Raw genomic sequence first — 15469 nt, forward strand, 5'->3', positions numbered from 1 at the left:
CGGGAGGGACTCCGGTTTTTCCGATTAGGAGAGCGTCAGGCCGAAAGGACCGAGCGCCTCGGTATAGCTTTGCGCCGGTCTGGCGACGTCGAAATGAACGGCGGGCATGCCGGCGGCAATGGCGCCGTCGACATTGCGCTTCTGGTCGTCGACGAAGACGCAGGCCGAAAGCGGCAGCTGCAGCGCTTCGCCGACCATCGCATAGGCGCGGGCGTCGGGCTTCAGAATTTTGGTGTAGGTCGCGTCGACGATCGTCTCGAACAGCGAAAGCAGCGGCAGCCGCTCGCGAAAGGATTTGCCGTAGAACAGGTCGAGTTCGTTGGAGAGGATTGCGAGCCTGACTCCGGCGTCATGCGCGATGCGGATCGCCCGCTCGGCCTCGGGCCGCACCACCGCTTGCGGGTCGGCGCCGCGCGCCCGCTGCACCAAGGTCGACATATCCCGCCAGTCCTCGCCGACCAGATGGCCGACTTCGCGCGTGCGTGTCTTCCAATAGTCGCGCTCGCTGATCTCGTCGGCCTGCATCGAGCGCCAGAGCGCATCGGAGGCCGGATCGAACGGTCCGCGCCAGTCGAGCGTGCCGGACTTGAGCCCGAGCGCGCGCTCGGTCAGCGCATGCGTCTCGAACAGCGTGCGGGTGACGACCCCGCCGAAATCGAGCACCAGCGCCTGTGGCTTCGCCTTGCTCATGCCGCCCGCCTGCCGGCCGGCACGATGCCCTCGGCAACCCAGCGGTCGAAGATCTCCAACGCCTTGGCGCTGAACGCGGCGTCGTTGATGTGGCCGGCGATCTCATGCAGCTCGGCATTCTCCGGCACGTTGGCGCGCATCGCTTCGACAAAGGCCGAGAGCGCTTCCGGTTCGTAGAGCGGCTCGCCTTCCTGGTCCCATTGCTGGATGCCGCCTGCGGGTAGAATGAACGCGGTCGGGCCGGTCGCCGCGGCGAGCTTCTCTCCGATGGCACGCGCGATCTCCCGGCGTGTCGCGCCGTCGGAGGTGACCGAGGCAAGCAGGCGGTTGTGCGCGTGATAGGGCCGCGCGGTGAAACGCGACGGCACCGATTGCCAGGTCGGGAAATCCACCATGTCGATGGCGCCGGGCGCGACGATCTGCGGGATGCCTTGCCGCCCGGCATTCTCCAGCCGGTCGGTGCCTGAATTCACCACCGAGCCGGTGAGCTGGTTGGCGAGTTCCTGCAGGCTGAAATCGAGCACCGCGACGAAACCCTTCTGCGCGGCGATCGCTTCCAGCGCGCGCCCGCCCATGCCCGTGGTGTGGAAGACGATGACTTCATAGCCGCGCTTTTCCAGCTCCGGCTTCAGCGTCACCATATAGTGCAGGCAGCTTTTGCCGAGCGAGCTCATGCCGACGCGCGGTCTGGACTCGTCGGGCTTCACCACAGCCCGCGCGGCGCCCACCACCGCGCCGCAGGCCTGCGACAGCACCGCCTTGCAGGCGCTGTTCAAGCCATAGAGGCCACCGGCCCACAGGATCATCATCAGGTCGGTGGCGATGCGCTCCGGCGGCACGAGATGCGAATAGGCGATCGTCGAGACGACGAATTTCGGCACGCCGAGCGGCAGTGCGAGCGCCACATCGAGCGCAAGATCGGTCCCCATCGAGCCGCCCAGCGCAATGAAGCCCTCGATCTCGCCCTTGTCGTGCAGAGCGCGAGCAAGCCGCGAGGCGCCGACCGCCATCAGCGTCATGGCGGTATTCTCGTCGCCGCTGGCGATGATTGCCTCGATCGTCGTGTCGGCGGCTTTAGCCACAGCATGCCGGTCGTGCTCCGGTCTATAGGGCGGATCGCCAAGCACGCTGACGTCCATCATCACGGCGACGCCGCCGACGGCCTCGATACGCTCGCGCATGAACAGAAGCTCGTCGGCCTTGGTGTCGCCGGTGCCGATAACCAGGATTCGGCGTTTCTCCTCCACGTCAATCTCCCTGCATTTCCTGTTGGTCGTTATGCTCGCTTCCGGCCGGGCAGCCGGCCGAAAAGCCGCTCGCCAATCTCGCGGCCCGCGGCGATCACGCTGCCGCCAAAGCGATCGATATCGCCCTTTTGGATACGCACCCGGGGTGCCGCCACCGCGATAGCGCCGATCGCGAAACCGTCGGCGCCGAGAATTGGTGCGGCAACGCTGATGACGCCTTCCTCGAAGCCTTGCGTGCCGGTCGAATGGCCACTTGCTCGGGCAGCGGCGACATGTTCGGCCAAAGTGTTTGCATCGCCGATGGTGAAGCGTGTGAAGGCCGGCATCGGTGCGGCCAGGACGGCCTCGCGGATGCGCTCGTCGGTAAAGGCCAGGAAAGCGATGCCGGACGCCGTCGCATGCATCGGCAGCACTTCGCCGAGCGGCACGCTGACCCGGTTGGCCTTGGCCGATTCGACGACGTGGACGGAGATCAGCCCGCGCTTCGAATACTCTGAAAGATGCACCGTCTCGCCGGTCTCGGCGGCCAGCGCCTCGACCACCGGAACCGCCATGCGCAGGAACGGAAACTGCGTTTCGCGCATCAGCGCCAGCCGCGTCAGCCCGGCGCCGAGCCGATAGAGGCGCGTGGCATCGTCCTGCTCGACCAGGCCTTGCGCAATCAGCGAAACCAGCAGCCGGCGCGTCGTCGCCTTGTCGAAGCCGGCACTCCTGGCGAGATCGGCAAGCGCCGTCTCCGGCGCGCCGCGGCCCAGCATATCCAGCAGCGAAATGGCTTTTGCCACCGTGCTCATCTCGTCCCAGTTCCTCCTTCAGATACTTAACGTGCGAATTAACTTGACAGCAAGTCGATTCCTTTGCAAGTCTAATATCGAAATGCCGTTGCGAATAATGAAATGACATCCGGCCCGCCAGAAGGCCCTCGGCATCTCAGGGGCACTTGGTTTCCGCAGCGCGGAATGGAGGGAAAAATGACGACCATTGAAGCCGGCTCAGCGAACCGGCTAAGGAAGAACAGCCTCGGCGTCGGCGCCATCACCTTCATGGTGATTTCGGCCGCGGCACCGCTCACGGCTGTCGCCGGCGGCACGCCGCTTGGCATGCTGATGGGCAACGGCGCCGGCTTTGCCGGCACCTATCTGATCGTGACGCTGTTGCTGCTTCTGTTCGCGGTTGGCTATGTCGCCATGTCGCGTCATATCGGCAATGCCGGCGCCTTCTATGCCTATGCCGCGCGCGGCCTCGGCGGCCTCTCCGGCGGCGCCGTCGCGCTGATCGCAATCCTCTCCTACAATGCCATGCAGATCGGCGTCATGGGCCTGCTGGGCGCGGCCACCGCCGGCCTGTTCGCCGGCTGGGGCATCAATCTGCCCTGGTGGGTGTGGAGCTTCATCGCCATCGCCATCGTCGCCGTGCTCGGCTACCGGCAGGTCGACCTGTCGGCCAAGATCCTGACCGTGCTGGTGCTTGCCGAATACATCGTCGTGTTGATCCTCGATCTCACCATCCTCAAGACCGGCGGCGACAGCGGCCTGTCGGCTGCACCGTTCAGCTGGAGCCAGATCACCAGCGGCGCGCCGGCGATCGCCATCCTGTTCTGTTTTGCCGCCTTCATCGGCTTCGAGGCGACGACGATCTATGCCGAGGAAGCGCGCGACCCCAAGGTGACCATTCCGCGCGCCACCTATTTCTCCGTCATCCTGATCGGTGTCTTCTACATGGTCACCGCTTGGCTGATGGCGGTCGGCGCTGGCGTCGACAAGCTCTTGCCATCGCTGCAAGCTTTGCAGGATCCGACCACCTTCCTGTTCGGCCTGTCGGATCACTATGCCGGAACGCTGCTCACGCACGCCATGAGCATCCTCTTCGTCTCCAGCCTGTTCGCCGGCGTGCTGGCCTTCCACAACGCGGTCGCCCGCTATATCTACGTCGCCGGCCGTGAACAGCTCTTGCCGCAGTCGATCGGCGTGACGCATTCGGCGCATCAGAGCCCGCATGTCGCCTCGGTTATCCAGACTGTGCTTGCGGCGATTGTCGTCGGCCTCTTCGCGGTGCTCGGCCTCGACCCGGTGCTGGCGCTGTTCTCGTGGCTTACCAACGTCGCAACGCTCGGCGTCATTGTCATGATGGCGGTCGCCTCGCTCGCCGTCGTGATGTACTTTCGCGCCAATCCGTCCAACCAGGAGAACGGGCTGAAGACCACAATCCTGCCGGCGCTGACCTTCATCGCCTTCGTCATTATCATCTATCTGATCGTCATCAATTTCGGCAGCCTGTCGGGGGCCGGCGGCTTCCTCGGCGTGTTCCTGCCGGCGCTGGTGCTGATCGCGGCCATGGTCGGCCTGCTGCTGGCGGCAGCCCTCAGGGGCCGTGATCCCGCCGCCTTCGAACGGCTCGGCCAGCCGCTGAACGATTGATGGACAAGGGGCGGCGTCCTCGCCGCCCCTTCTTAACGCCCTAGGAGCAGCCGTATGAGCTTTGCCGAGAGCATCACGGTCGAGGCGCTGGAGGCCGATCCCTATCCGATCTACGCCGAGCTCAGGCGCAGCGCCCCGGTGGCCTTCGTGCCGGCGGTCAACCTCTGGTTCGTCACCCGCTGGAAGGACGTCGAGCTGGTGGCGAAGTCGCCCGACATCTTCTCCGCCATCGTCAGGGTGGGCGTCTCTCCGGTCGAGCGCTCCTTCGGCAAGCCGACCATCCTGACCAGCGACGGCGAGGTGCATAAGGACCTTCGCCAGGGCGTCGATCCGAAACACCGGCCGCGCACTGTCGCTTCCTATGCCGGCGACCTCGTTCGGTCGATCGCCGAACCCTATCTCGACGAGATCGCCAAGCGCGGTTCCGCCGAGCTGATGGCCGACTATTTCGAGCCGGTATCGACGCTGAGCCTGGCGCGCTCGCTCGGTCTCGCCGACATCGACATGCCGACATTGCGCCGCTGGTTCTACGGGCTCGCCCAGGGCGCCATCAACTTCGAAAAGGACCCGCAGCGACAGGGGATCGCCGACGCGATCGGCGCCGAGGTCAGCGATGCCGTGATGCCGACCTTGCAGAAGCTTGCGCGCGAACGCGACGGCTCGGCGCTGTCGCACATGCTGCATGACGGCATGCCGGAGGGAAAAACCCGCTCCATCGACTTCCTGATGCCGACCATCAAGGTCATCCTGCTTGGCGGCATGCAGGAACCAGGACATGGCGCCGGCTCGATACTCGTAGGCCTGCTGACGAACCCGCGACAGTTGCGGCAGGTGCTCGATGATCCGGAAACCTTCGTGCCCAAGGCCGTCGACGAGGGCCTGCGCTGGGTGGCGCCGATCGGCACGCAGACGCGCGAAACGACCCGTGCCGTGGAGATCGGCGGCGCGACAATTCCAGTTGGCGCGCCGGTCGCGGCGCTGGTCTCCTCGGCCAGCCGCGACGAAAGCCGCTTCACCGACCCGGACCGCTTCGACATCAATCGCGACCAGGGCAACCACGCCGCCTTCGGCTTCGGCCATCATTTTTGCTCGGGCCGTTTCTTCGCCCGCGAGCAGATGTGCCTTGCGGTAAGATTGCTGCTGGAGCGGTTTCCCGACCTGCAGCTGGTGCCCGGCAAGGAGCCGGTCTTCCGCGGCTGGGAGTTCCGCGCGCCGGCGACACTTCACGTAGCCTTTGGAGCGACTGATAAATGATCGACCAGGACACCATCGACACGCTGCGCAAGGCGGAGGTCGGGACGCGGCGTCTGTTCATCGATGGCGCCCATTCGGATGCCGAGAGCGGCGCCAGCCTTGAGGTGGTCTCGCCGATCGACGGCCATCCCTTCGCCAGCATCGCCGATGGCGGCGCCGCCGATGTCGACCGCGCGGTCGCATCGGCGCGCAAGGCCTTCGCCAAAGGCTCCTGGTCGCGCGCGGCGCCCGCCTTTCGCAAAAAGGTGCTGTTGAAATTCGCCGAGCTGGTCGAGAAACATGTCGACGAGCTTGCCGTGCTCGGCGTGCGCGACAACGGCACCGAGATCGGCATGGCCTACAAGGCCGAACCGCTCTCGGCCGCCGGCACCATCCGCTACTATGCCGAGGCGATCGACAAGGTCTATGGCGAGATCGCGCCGACGGCTGACAATGTGCTGGGGCTGATCCGCAAGGAACCTCTCGGCGTCGTCGGCATCATCGTGCCGTGGAATTTCCCGCTGATGATCGGCGCCTGGAAGATCGCGCCGGCTTTAGCTGCCGGCAACACCATCGTCGTCAAGCCGCCGGAGATCGCCTCGCTTACCTTGCTGCGCCTGGCGGAGCTTGCCGCCGAGGCCGGGCTGCCGGAGGGCGTCTTCAACGTCGTTACCGGCCGCGGCTCCGTCGCCGGCGAGGCGCTCGGCCTGCACATGGATATCGACGCCATCGCCTTCACCGGCTCCGGCCCTGTCGGCCGCCGCCTGCTCGAATATTCCGCGCGCTCCAATCTGAAGCGGGTCTTCCTCGAGCTTGGCGGCAAGTCGCCCAACATCGTCTTTGCCGATGCGCCGGACCTGAAGCAGGCCGCGGTCGTCTCCGCCAACGGCATCTTCCGCAATTCCGGTCAGGTCTGCGTCGCCGGCTCGCGGCTGCTGGTCCAGGCCTCGGTCTATGACCGCTTCATGGATGAGCTTCTCAATGCAACGACGAAGCTGAAGGTCGGCGATCCGCTCGACCTCTTGAGCGACGTCGGCGCGGTGTCGAGCGCCGAGCAGCTGACCAAGAATCTGGGCTTCGTCGCGAAGGCAGCGGAAGAGGGCGCCCGTCTCGTCATCGGCGGCGAACGCATCCTGACCGAGACCGGGGGCAGCTACATGGCGCCGACGATCTTCGACAACGTGACCGAGAAAATGCAGCTTGCCCGCGAGGAGGTGTTCGGGCCTGTGCTCGGCGTCATGCGCTTCGAGACCGAGGAAGAGGCGGTACGGCTCGCCAATGCGACCGTCTACGGTCTTGCGTCGGCCGTATGGACATCGAACCTGTCGACCGCGCATCGCATGGTGCGCGCGATCAACGCCGGCGTCGTCCATGTCAACACCTATGGCGGCGCCGACATCACGGTGCCGCTCGGCGGCTTCAAGCAGTCCGGCTTCGGCCGCGACAAGTCGCTGCACGCCATCGAGAAATACACTGACCTCAAGACGGCGTGGATTTCGCTGGGGTGACCTTCAACGGGTCCCCAGGATGAAATCAGCGCAGCGGTCGCCGATCATGATCGCCGGCGCGTTGGTGTTGCCGCTGGTGAGTCTCGGCATGATCGAGGCATCGGCGATGCGCAGGCGCGGCACGCCGCGCACGCGAAGCCGCGGATCGACCACCGCTTGTTCGTCCGTTCCCATCCGGCAGGTGCCGCACGGGTGATAGACGGTCTTGGCGTAGCGGATGATGTGGTCGGTCATCGCCTCGTCGCCGAGGTCGTCCGCCTTGCCGGGGGCAAGCTCCTCGGCGACGACCTCGCGCAGCGCCGGCTGGCGCAGGATGGCGCGGGCGACCTTCATGCCGGCAAGCAGCAGCGCAAGATCATCGGCATGCGACAGGAAGCCGGTGGTGAAGCGGATCGGATCGCCTGCATCGCGCGAGCGCAGCCGGACCGAGCCGCGCGACTTGGGCCGTAGCACGCACGGGTTCAACTCCATGCCGTGTCGTTCGACCGAACCGTGCTCGGCGTTTTCGATCATCACCGGCAGCACGTGGAACTGCACGTCGGGCCGTCCGTCGCCATCGGTGTCGAAGAAGCCGCCGCTCTCGACGACGTTCGAAGTGAGCAGGCCGCGCCGGAACAGCAGATACTCGATTCCGTGCCGCAGCGCCTTGAAGCCACGATCCTCGCCGAGCAGCGAGACGGGCTTGCGGGTCAGCGCGTAAAGAGGTGCCGCGACATGGTCCTGCAGGTCCCGGCCGACCGCCGGCATGTCACGGATGACGGGAAGGCCCATTTCAGAGAGATGCGCGGCGGGCCCGACCCCGGAGAGCATCATCAGCTTCGGCGTGGCGAGGGCGCCCGCGGCAAGGATCACCTCCGCTTTCGCGGATGCTAAATGGTTCTGGCCGTCCGATGTGGAATAGGACAGTCCGGTCGCGGCGCCGTTCTCCAGCGTCAGCGCTGTCACCAGGGCATCGGTGACAACCTTGAGGTTGGCATTGCCGGCGAGCGGTCTGAGAAACACCTTGGCGGCAGACTGCCTTTGCCCGTTTGCGGTCGTCGTCTGGTAAAAGCCGACACCTTCCTGGCGATCGCCGTTGAAGTCGTCATTGAAGCGATAGCCCGCCTGCTGCGCGGCGCGCACATAGGCGAGCGACAGCGGGTGCCGGAAGCGTGGATCGGAGACCGGCAGCGGTCCTTCGCAGCCGTGCCACTCACCGGTCAGCCGCTCGTTGCGCTCCAGCCGCTTATAGACCGGCAGCACATCGTCCCAGCCCCAGCCTGGACAGCCGAGATCGCGCCAGCCGTCATAGTCCTCAGGCTGACCACGAATGTAGAGCATGGCGTTGATCGAAGAGCCGCCGCCGAGCGTCCGCCCCTGCGGGATCGGCAGCGCGCGGCCGCCGACGCTTGGCTCCGGCTCTGACTGGTAGATCCAACTGCGCGCCGTGCCGATGACCCTGGCGAAGGTGGCGGGCATGTCGATGAAACGCGTGTTATCGGCGGGACCCGCTTCGACGATCAGCACGCGCTTGCCGGCCGCGGCCAGCCGGCTCGCCACAGTGCAGCCGGCCGATCCGGCGCCGGCGACGATGTAGTCGTAAACCTCCATCATCTGGTCAGGCGTAGCGCATGATGGCGGTCTTGGTTTCGAGGTAGCCCTCGATCGCCGCGCGACCATGCTCACGGCCGATGCCGGACTGCTTGAAACCGCCGAAGGGTGCCGCCGGGTCGAGCGTGTTGTGCGAGTTCACCCACACCGTGCCGGCCTTGAGGCCGTGGATCGCTGTCATTGCCTTGCCCATATCGCTAGTCCAGATCGAGGCCGACAGGCCGTAGCGCGTGTCGTTGGCGATGCGGATCGCCTCGTCGAGATCGGCAACGGGCATCGCCGCCACGACCGGACCGAACACCTCTTCGCGTACGATCTCCATGTCCGGCTTCACATGGTGCAGGATGGTCGGCGCCACGTAGTGGCCCTTGGCCGGCACGGCGCGCGCGCCGCTGACACGTTCGACGCCGGCCGCCAGGCTGCGCTCGACGAAACCCTGAACGCTGTTGCGGTGCTTGGCCGAAACCAACGGATTGATCTGGGCCTGCGCGTCGCGGCCGGCGCCCATCGTCATACTGTCGGCAATCTCGGCCAGCCGCGCCAGCGTGCGGTCGTAGATCGGCTTCTCGATCAGAAGCCGCGCCGCCGAAGTGCAGACCTGGCCCTGGTTGAAGAACATGCCGAGCCCGGCAAGCAGCGGCTCGATGCCATCTTCCATGTCGGCAAGCAGGATCATCGGTGATTTGGAGCCGAGCTCCAGCGTGAAGCGCGCGACGCGGTCGACCGCGGCGTGGCCAATGCGTTTTCCCACCTCGGTCGAGCCGGTGAAGGTCAGCTTGTCGATGCCGGGATGGCGGATCAGGGCTTCGCCGGTGACGGTGCCGCTGCCGCTGACGATGTTGACGACACCCGGCGGGAAGCCGACAGCCTCGATCAGCTCGGCGAGCCTCAGCAGACCGAGCGGCGTTTCCTGCGGCGGCTTCAGCACGATCGTACAGCCGCAGGCCAGCGCCGGCGCGATCTTCCACATGCCGATCAGTAGCGGGAAATTCCACGGTACGATGGCGCCGACGACGCCGACCGGCTCCATCACCGTCATCGCATGGTGCTTGGCGCCCGGGGGCACGGAAATGGAGACCTGGAAGGTCGAGCCTTCGATCTTGGTCGCCCAGCCTGCATAGTAGCGCAGCCAGTCGACGGTGCCGCCGGCGCTCAGCATGCGCGCGACGCCCAGCGACTTGCCGTTCTCGATGCTCTCGATCTCGGCCAGAAGGTCGGCGTCGGCCTCGATCGCGTCGGCGAGCCTCAGCATCAGGTTCTGGCGGTCGACTGGCCGCATCGAGCCCCATGGCCCTTCGAGCGCCGCGCGTGCCGCGCGCACCGCTTGGTCGACGAGCTCCGGGCCGCTCTCCGGCACATGCGCGACGATCTCGCCGGAGGCGGAATCGTCGACCGCAAGGCCGTCGCCGGCGAGACCGTCGACAAAACGCCCGTTGATGAACGGTCGGTGCGGTCGCGACAGGAATGCGGCGGCGGCGGCACTGATCGGCGGCACAGTTCTCTCGTTCACGCCATCCTCCTCGAAAAGTCGATCAAAATTTTCGAGAGGGTTATGGAGCACGCCAACGCCCTTCAAGCCGCCACGGCCGTGAGTGCGCTTTCAGTCAAAACAAAGTTCCCGCTCGGACAAGACGGCTCGCCTTTGGCCAATCAAGATCGCAGATGAGATCGGCCACGATGGCGCGTCTCGTGGGTCTTGGAGGGTGGCGGCGATTTGAGCGCGGTTCTCGGCAATCCGATGGCCACCACGGCCGCACTGCCGCTGCTGCTCGGCATCGCGCTTGCGCTGTTTGCACGCTTCGCCCTGCCGCCTGCATCGCCTGTACTCACGCTGTTCTGGGCAGTGCTGCTCCTGTTCTTTTACTGGGACACGCTTGGTCCGCCGGTCATGCCGCCGGTTGCCGCCAGCCAGAAGCTGATCTACCTCGCTTTTGCCGGCATCGTCATCGGCCTGCTGCCAGAGCGGGTGTTGGGCCGCAGGACGAGTTTTCTCGCTGTCATCGCTTTTGCGGTGGCCTTTCTGTGGCTCGGCTGGCGGCGCTTGGCCGGCGCTTCGCCCAACCTGCAGATGATCGCAGCGCTCGCCGTCGGACTGTTGACGCTGCTCGGCGCCGCGATGCTGATCGCGCAGCAAGCCTCGCGGTCGCCGCCTGCGGAAGAGCCGTTCCTCGCGCCGGCGGCGGTGCTCGCCCTGTCGCTTTCAGGCGCCATCGTTTCGGTGCTTGGGGCCTCGATCATTACCGGACAGTTGCTGGGCTCGCTCGCCGCGCTGATCGGCGGCTGGTGCCTGATGCAATATCTCGCAACGCTGCGCGGCGGCGCCGCCGCTTCATGGAGCAAGGGCGTCGAATTCCTGCTGCTCTACGCTGCAGCCACGGCGCTGATCCAGGTAGCGCTGCTGGCGCCCAAGACCAATCCCGCCGCGCTCATCCTGTCATCCCTGCCGCCGATCGTTGCCGTGCTTGTGCGCGGCCGCTTGCAAAACCTGCTTCCCGGCGCGCGGCTCCTGCGGCCGCTGGTTGCCGGCATCCTGATCGCCATTCCGGCGATGCTGGCCATCGTGACGGCGATCGTTTGGGCGCCGCATGGGGCGGCCCTCGGCTTTTCCTGAGCCGGGTCCAAAACACCAACAAGAGGGAGAAACATGTGAGGACGAGAAAACTGATTTCGACGCTCGCTTTCGCCGGCGCATCCATGCTGGCCGGGGCGGCCCATGCCGACAATTACGAGATCGACGGCCAGCACGCCTGGGTCACCTTCATCATCAAGCATGGCATCTACGGCATCGCCCATGGCCAGTTCGACGGTGTCAAAGGCTCGATCGTCATGGACAAGACCGACGTCACCAAAAGCAGTGTCAAGGCCGAGCTCGATGTCGGGTCGATCCATACGGCTTTCGATCAGCGCGACAGCGACCTGAAAGGTCCGGACTTCTTCAACGCCGCCGAGTTCCCGGCGATCAGCTTCGAAAGCACCAGGGTCGAGAAGGTCGACGACAAGACCGGCAAGGTCATCGGCAATCTCACCATCAGCGGCGTCAGCAAGGAGATCACGCTCGACGTCAAGCTGCTCAATGAAGCGCGGGCGCCGTGGGACACGACGCTGACCAAGGCCGCCTTCAGCGCCACCGGCAAGGTCAGCACCGCCGATTTCCCGATGGCCAAGGCCGCCGACGGGTTCGGCCTCGGGCCTGAGGTCGACATCGTGATCGATCTGGAAGCGGTGAAGAAGTAGGCCATCGCGGGTTAATCGCGTGATGCCGCGCGGCAAGGTCGCGCGGCACATCGCAAAGGGGCGACGAAGTGCGCGCTCAGTCAAAACAAAGTTCCCGCTCGGACAAGACCGCCGGCAGCTCTCGTCGCACACTCCGGGCCAACGATCGGCAGCATTTGGGCCTCGTGCCCCTAAGGACGGCGGTATGAGATTTTCCGGCAAGACGGCCTTCATCACCGGCGGCGGCACCGGCATCGGTGCCGCAGTCGCCCGGCGCATGGCCGCCGACGGCGCCAAGGTGGTGCTGATGGGACGGCGGCGCCAGCCGCTCGAAGCCGTGACCAGGGATATTGGCGGTTTGGTGGTGCAGGGCGATGCCGCCGATGCCAAGGCGGTGCGCGCCGCGCTTGCCGAGGTCCACGAAAAGATCGGTCCGGTCGATATCCTTATTGCCAATGCCGGCGGTCACGGCGTCGGCCCGACGGTGACGATGAGCGACGAAACCTGGGCGCTGGCGACGCGCACCAATCTCGACACTGCTTTCGTCTGCGCCCGCGAATGCCTACCGGACTTGATCGCGCGCAAGGGCAACATCGTCGTCGTCGCTTCTATAGCCGGCCTGTTCGCCGGGCCGGCGGCGGCGGGCTACGTCACCATGAAGCATGCCTGCGTCGGCTTCGGTAAATCATTGGCGCGCGACTATGGCCGCCAGGGCGTGCGCACCAACATCATCTGCCCGGGTTGGGTGGCAACCGCCATGGCCGATGAGCAAATGCAGGTGGTGGTCGACAAGCATGGGCTTGGTTCCATCGAGGAAGCCTACAAACTTGTCACCAAGGACGTGCCGCTCGGCCGGCCGGCAACGCCGGAGGAAGTCTCAAATGTCATCTGCTTCGTCGCTTCCGGCGAGGCGGCGATGATGAACGGCTCGATCCTGACGGTCGACGGCGGCGCCACCGTGGTCGACCTGCCGACGCTTGCCTTTGTCGATTGATTTGGAGATGGCGATGAACGACCAGAACAGACCCGCCGACTGGAAGCACTTTGACGACTTCGCCGCCGGCATTGCCACCAACCGGCTGCCGACGACCGACGCATTGCGCGGCCAGACGTTCAAGATCACGCTGAAGACCGGCCGCACCATCGACCTCGCCTTCACCGCCGCCGACACCGTCGCCTGGAGCGAAGGCAGCGAGGCCGGCGCCGACTGGTACGAGGCGCTGGAAGTTGCGCCCGGCGTCTTCTTCATCAACATGACCTTCGTCGCCAGGCCGGCCGAGGACGAGGCCTTCATCGTCGACACCAAAACGCGGCACGTGCTGTCGGTGCGCGAGCGGGTGCGCGAGCCGGGTGAAGCGCCCGGAGAGCCGCGCGTGGCGCAGGTTTATTCCGTGGGCGTGCTGGGCGATCCAGCCGTGCCGCCGACCGGCCGCGAGCCGGCGCCGACGCGCGACCTGATCGGGCTGACCGCGCATTACACCTACAGCCCCAACCATGTTTACGAGCATATTTATCTGAGCTCGCAGCGCTACGCCTGGCAGAACCTTGTCGGCGTTCAGCGCGGCCATGGCGACGTCGATCTCGCCACCACCTGGAAGTTCGCCGAGAACCTTTATGTCTTCGGCTTCCGCGAGTTCATCATCCCGGTCGCATCGCTGTTCTTCTACAACTGGGACACCATGCGCTCGACCGGCAAATTCCTCGGGGTGACCAGCCAGGGCAAGGTCGAGAACAAACCCGCCGGCGCCTTCATCGAGAAGAAGTCCCGGGCCGTCTATGACCACGGCCAGGAGCCCGTATGAGCGTTGGGGTCAGCATCATGAGCAACAGGAATTACGACGCCATCAAAGCCCACTATGCCGGCTCCGACGCCAAGGACCTGCCGGCGATGATGGCGCCGATCACCGAAAGCACCGCCTGGACCGAGATGGCCGGCTTTCCCTATGCCGGCACCTATGTCGGCCCCGACGCCGTCATCGCCGGCGTCTTCAAGCGCATCGGCGAGGACTGGGAGGGCTACACCTTCGCGCTCGAGAAACTGGTCGACGGCGGCACCACCATCGTCGGCATCGGCACCTATTCGGGCACCTACAGGAAGACCGGCAAGCCGATGACGGCGCGCGTCGTCCATGTCTGGGAAATGCGTGACGGCAAGGCCGTGAGTTTCGAACAGTTCACCGACACCAAGCTGGTCGCGGCCGCGATGGGCTGAGGCGTCGGCGTGAGTGAATGCGGGCCTCGCCTTCGGAGGATCGGCCCGATGGAAACCTGGGAGGATGGAAATGGAAATCAGTCTGAAGAGAATGCTGGCCGGCCTGCTGCTGTCCTCGGCACTCGGCCTTGGCGGCACGCTTGTCGCCAAGGCCGCCGGCGACGAGATCGTCATTGGCGCGCCGATCTCCTTGACCGGGCCGCTCGCCGGCGACGGCAAGGAGCAGAAATGGGCCTATGAGCAGGCCGTCGCCGACATCAACAAGGCCGGCGGCATCATGGTGAAGTCGGCCGGCAAGAAGCTGCCGGTCAGGCTGGTCGTCGCCGACGACGAGAGCTCGGAAGGCAGGGTCGCTTCGGCGCTCGAGAACCTGATCAAGGTGCAGAAGGTCGACGCGCTGCTCTCGACCCATTCCGGGCCGATGAACATTGCCGGCGCCATCGTCGCGGAAAAATACAAGAAGTTCTACATGATCACGACGGCCTTCCCCTTCGAGTGGCAACCGTTGAAGCTCAAATACTCCGCCCTGTTCTTCTTCCATCCGGGTCCCGGCGCCGAGGTTCCGTTCGAGGTTTGGGACAAGCTGCCGGCCGGTGAGAAGCCGAAGCACCCGGCCCTGGTCACCGAGGATTCTCCCGACGGCAAGGGCTTTGGCGGCGCCTTCCAGGCGGCGGCCAAGAAATATGGCTACACCTTTGCCGTCGACGATCCTTGGGCGATCGGCGCCACCGATTATTCGGCGCTGATCACCAAGCTCAAGGCCGCCGACGTCGACGCCATGCTGGTCTTCGGCTCGCCGGCCGACACCATCACGCTGCTGCGGCAGATGAAGGAGCTCGGCTTCTCCGTGCCATACTTCCACGGATGGAAAGGCACTTGGACCGGCGAATTCCATGAAGCACTAGGACCCGACTCCGACTACATCCTGACCGACGGTTTCTGGTCGGCGAGCTATCCCTACAAGGGCGCGAAAGAGCTCGGCGAGCGCTACGAGGCGGAGTTCAAGAAGGACTCCGTCACCGTCGGCGCCTTCTATGCCAACGCGCAAGTGCTGGCGCAGGCGATCGAGAAGGCCGGCAGCACGGATGCTACCGCCATCCATGATGCGATCTTCGGCCAGGAGTTCAAGGATACCGTGGTCGGCGACCTGAAGTTCGACGAGACCGGTTTCGCGCTGATCCCCAGCGTCGCCACGCAATGGTGGCAGGGCAAGCACCAGCTCATCTATCCGGACGGCAGTTGGACCTACAAGCCGGCCCCGGCCTGGGACAAGCGCTGAACGAACAGATGCGGCGGAAGCGGCGGGCGCCTGATTGCGAAGCCAGGCGCCCGTCCGCTTCCTGCCAGCCCATCTGGATC

14 protein-coding genes are annotated in these 15469 nt (G+C 65.4%); 9 read left to right on the forward strand and 5 right to left on the reverse strand.

Annotated features, from left to right (window positions below; all coding sequences use genetic code 11):
* Window positions 1–24 precede the first annotated feature (24 nt).
* Genes RFM68_RS06935 through RFM68_RS06945 form a run of 3 tightly spaced genes read right to left on the reverse strand, consistent with a single transcriptional unit; the run spans window position 25 to window position 2731 of the window.
* Window positions 25–690: an HAD family hydrolase gene (locus tag RFM68_RS06935; protein ID WP_320231966.1), complete on the reverse strand. Its 666-nt coding sequence runs from the start codon at window positions 688–690 to the stop codon at window positions 25–27.
* A complete protein-coding gene (locus RFM68_RS06940) occupies window positions 687–1937 on the reverse strand; it encodes a Tm-1-like ATP-binding domain-containing protein (protein WP_320231967.1) in 1251 nt (416 codons plus the stop codon). The genes RFM68_RS06935 and RFM68_RS06940 overlap by 4 nt, the downstream gene beginning before the upstream one ends.
* A gap of 29 nt (window positions 1938–1966) precedes the next feature.
* Window positions 1967–2731 carry an IclR family transcriptional regulator gene (locus tag RFM68_RS06945; protein WP_320231968.1) on the reverse strand — a complete coding sequence of 255 codons (765 nt, stop codon included), beginning with the start codon at window positions 2729–2731 and terminating at the stop codon, window positions 1967–1969.
* Window positions 2732–2908: 177 nt separating this feature from the next.
* Between RFM68_RS06945 and RFM68_RS06950 the strand changes: the two genes are divergently transcribed.
* The 3 genes from RFM68_RS06950 to RFM68_RS06960 are packed head-to-tail and all read left to right on the forward strand — an operon-like array spanning window position 2909 to window position 7095.
* Window positions 2909–4354, forward strand: coding sequence for an APC family permease (locus RFM68_RS06950; RefSeq protein WP_320231969.1), 1446 nt, complete (start codon window positions 2909–2911; stop codon window positions 4352–4354).
* 54 nt (window positions 4355–4408) lie between these two features.
* Window positions 4409–5608 carry a cytochrome P450 gene (locus tag RFM68_RS06955; protein ID WP_320231970.1) on the forward strand — a complete coding sequence of 400 codons (1200 nt, stop codon included), beginning with the start codon at window positions 4409–4411 and terminating at the stop codon, window positions 5606–5608.
* The gene (locus tag RFM68_RS06960) at window positions 5605–7095 is read left to right on the forward strand and encodes an aldehyde dehydrogenase (RefSeq protein WP_320231971.1); all 1491 of its coding nucleotides are present in this window, start codon (window positions 5605–5607) and stop codon (window positions 7093–7095) included. The genes RFM68_RS06955 and RFM68_RS06960 overlap by 4 nt, the downstream gene beginning before the upstream one ends.
* Before the next feature lie 3 nt (window positions 7096–7098).
* Here the strand turns inward: RFM68_RS06960 and RFM68_RS06965 are convergent, their stop codons facing one another.
* Both RFM68_RS06965 and RFM68_RS06970 read right to left on the reverse strand, forming a co-directional pair.
* Complete coding sequence (locus tag RFM68_RS06965; RefSeq protein ID WP_320231972.1) at window positions 7099–8688, reverse strand: GMC family oxidoreductase; 1590 nt, start codon at window positions 8686–8688, stop codon at window positions 7099–7101.
* A gap of 4 nt (window positions 8689–8692) precedes the next feature.
* Window positions 8693–10195 carry an aldehyde dehydrogenase family protein gene (locus RFM68_RS06970; RefSeq protein ID WP_320231973.1) on the reverse strand — a complete coding sequence of 501 codons (1503 nt, stop codon included), beginning with the start codon at window positions 10193–10195 and terminating at the stop codon, window positions 8693–8695.
* Between the two features lie 204 nt (window positions 10196–10399).
* Between RFM68_RS06970 and RFM68_RS06975 the strand changes: the two genes are divergently transcribed.
* The 6 genes from RFM68_RS06975 (at window position 10400) to RFM68_RS07000 (ending at window position 15389) form a co-directional block, all read left to right on the forward strand.
* Complete coding sequence (locus RFM68_RS06975; protein WP_320231974.1) at window positions 10400–11296, forward strand: hypothetical protein; 897 nt, start codon at window positions 10400–10402, stop codon at window positions 11294–11296.
* Between the two features lie 35 nt (window positions 11297–11331).
* The gene (locus tag RFM68_RS06980) at window positions 11332–11919 is read left to right on the forward strand and encodes a YceI family protein (RefSeq protein WP_320231975.1); all 588 of its coding nucleotides are present in this window, start codon (window positions 11332–11334) and stop codon (window positions 11917–11919) included.
* 184 nt (window positions 11920–12103) lie between these two features.
* Entirely contained in the window at window positions 12104–12892 is a 789-nt protein-coding gene (locus RFM68_RS06985; protein ID WP_320231976.1) for an SDR family NAD(P)-dependent oxidoreductase, read from the forward strand.
* A 13-nt stretch (window positions 12893–12905) separates the two neighbouring features.
* The gene (locus RFM68_RS06990) at window positions 12906–13700 is read left to right on the forward strand and encodes a MoaF C-terminal domain-containing protein (RefSeq protein WP_320231977.1); all 795 of its coding nucleotides are present in this window, start codon (window positions 12906–12908) and stop codon (window positions 13698–13700) included.
* Window positions 13697–14110 carry a nuclear transport factor 2 family protein gene (locus RFM68_RS06995; RefSeq protein ID WP_320231978.1) on the forward strand — a complete coding sequence of 138 codons (414 nt, stop codon included), beginning with the start codon at window positions 13697–13699 and terminating at the stop codon, window positions 14108–14110. Before RFM68_RS06990 ends, RFM68_RS06995 begins: the two co-directional genes overlap by 4 nt.
* A gap of 70 nt (window positions 14111–14180) precedes the next feature.
* The gene (locus RFM68_RS07000; protein WP_320231979.1) at window positions 14181–15389 is read left to right on the forward strand and encodes an amino acid ABC transporter substrate-binding protein; all 1209 of its coding nucleotides are present in this window, start codon (window positions 14181–14183) and stop codon (window positions 15387–15389) included.
* The last annotated feature ends 80 nt before the right edge of the window (window positions 15390–15469 follow it).

The sequence above is a fragment of the Mesorhizobium montanum genome (assembly GCF_033977145.1).
GTDB lineage: Bacteria > Pseudomonadota > Alphaproteobacteria > Rhizobiales > Rhizobiaceae > Mesorhizobium > Mesorhizobium montanum.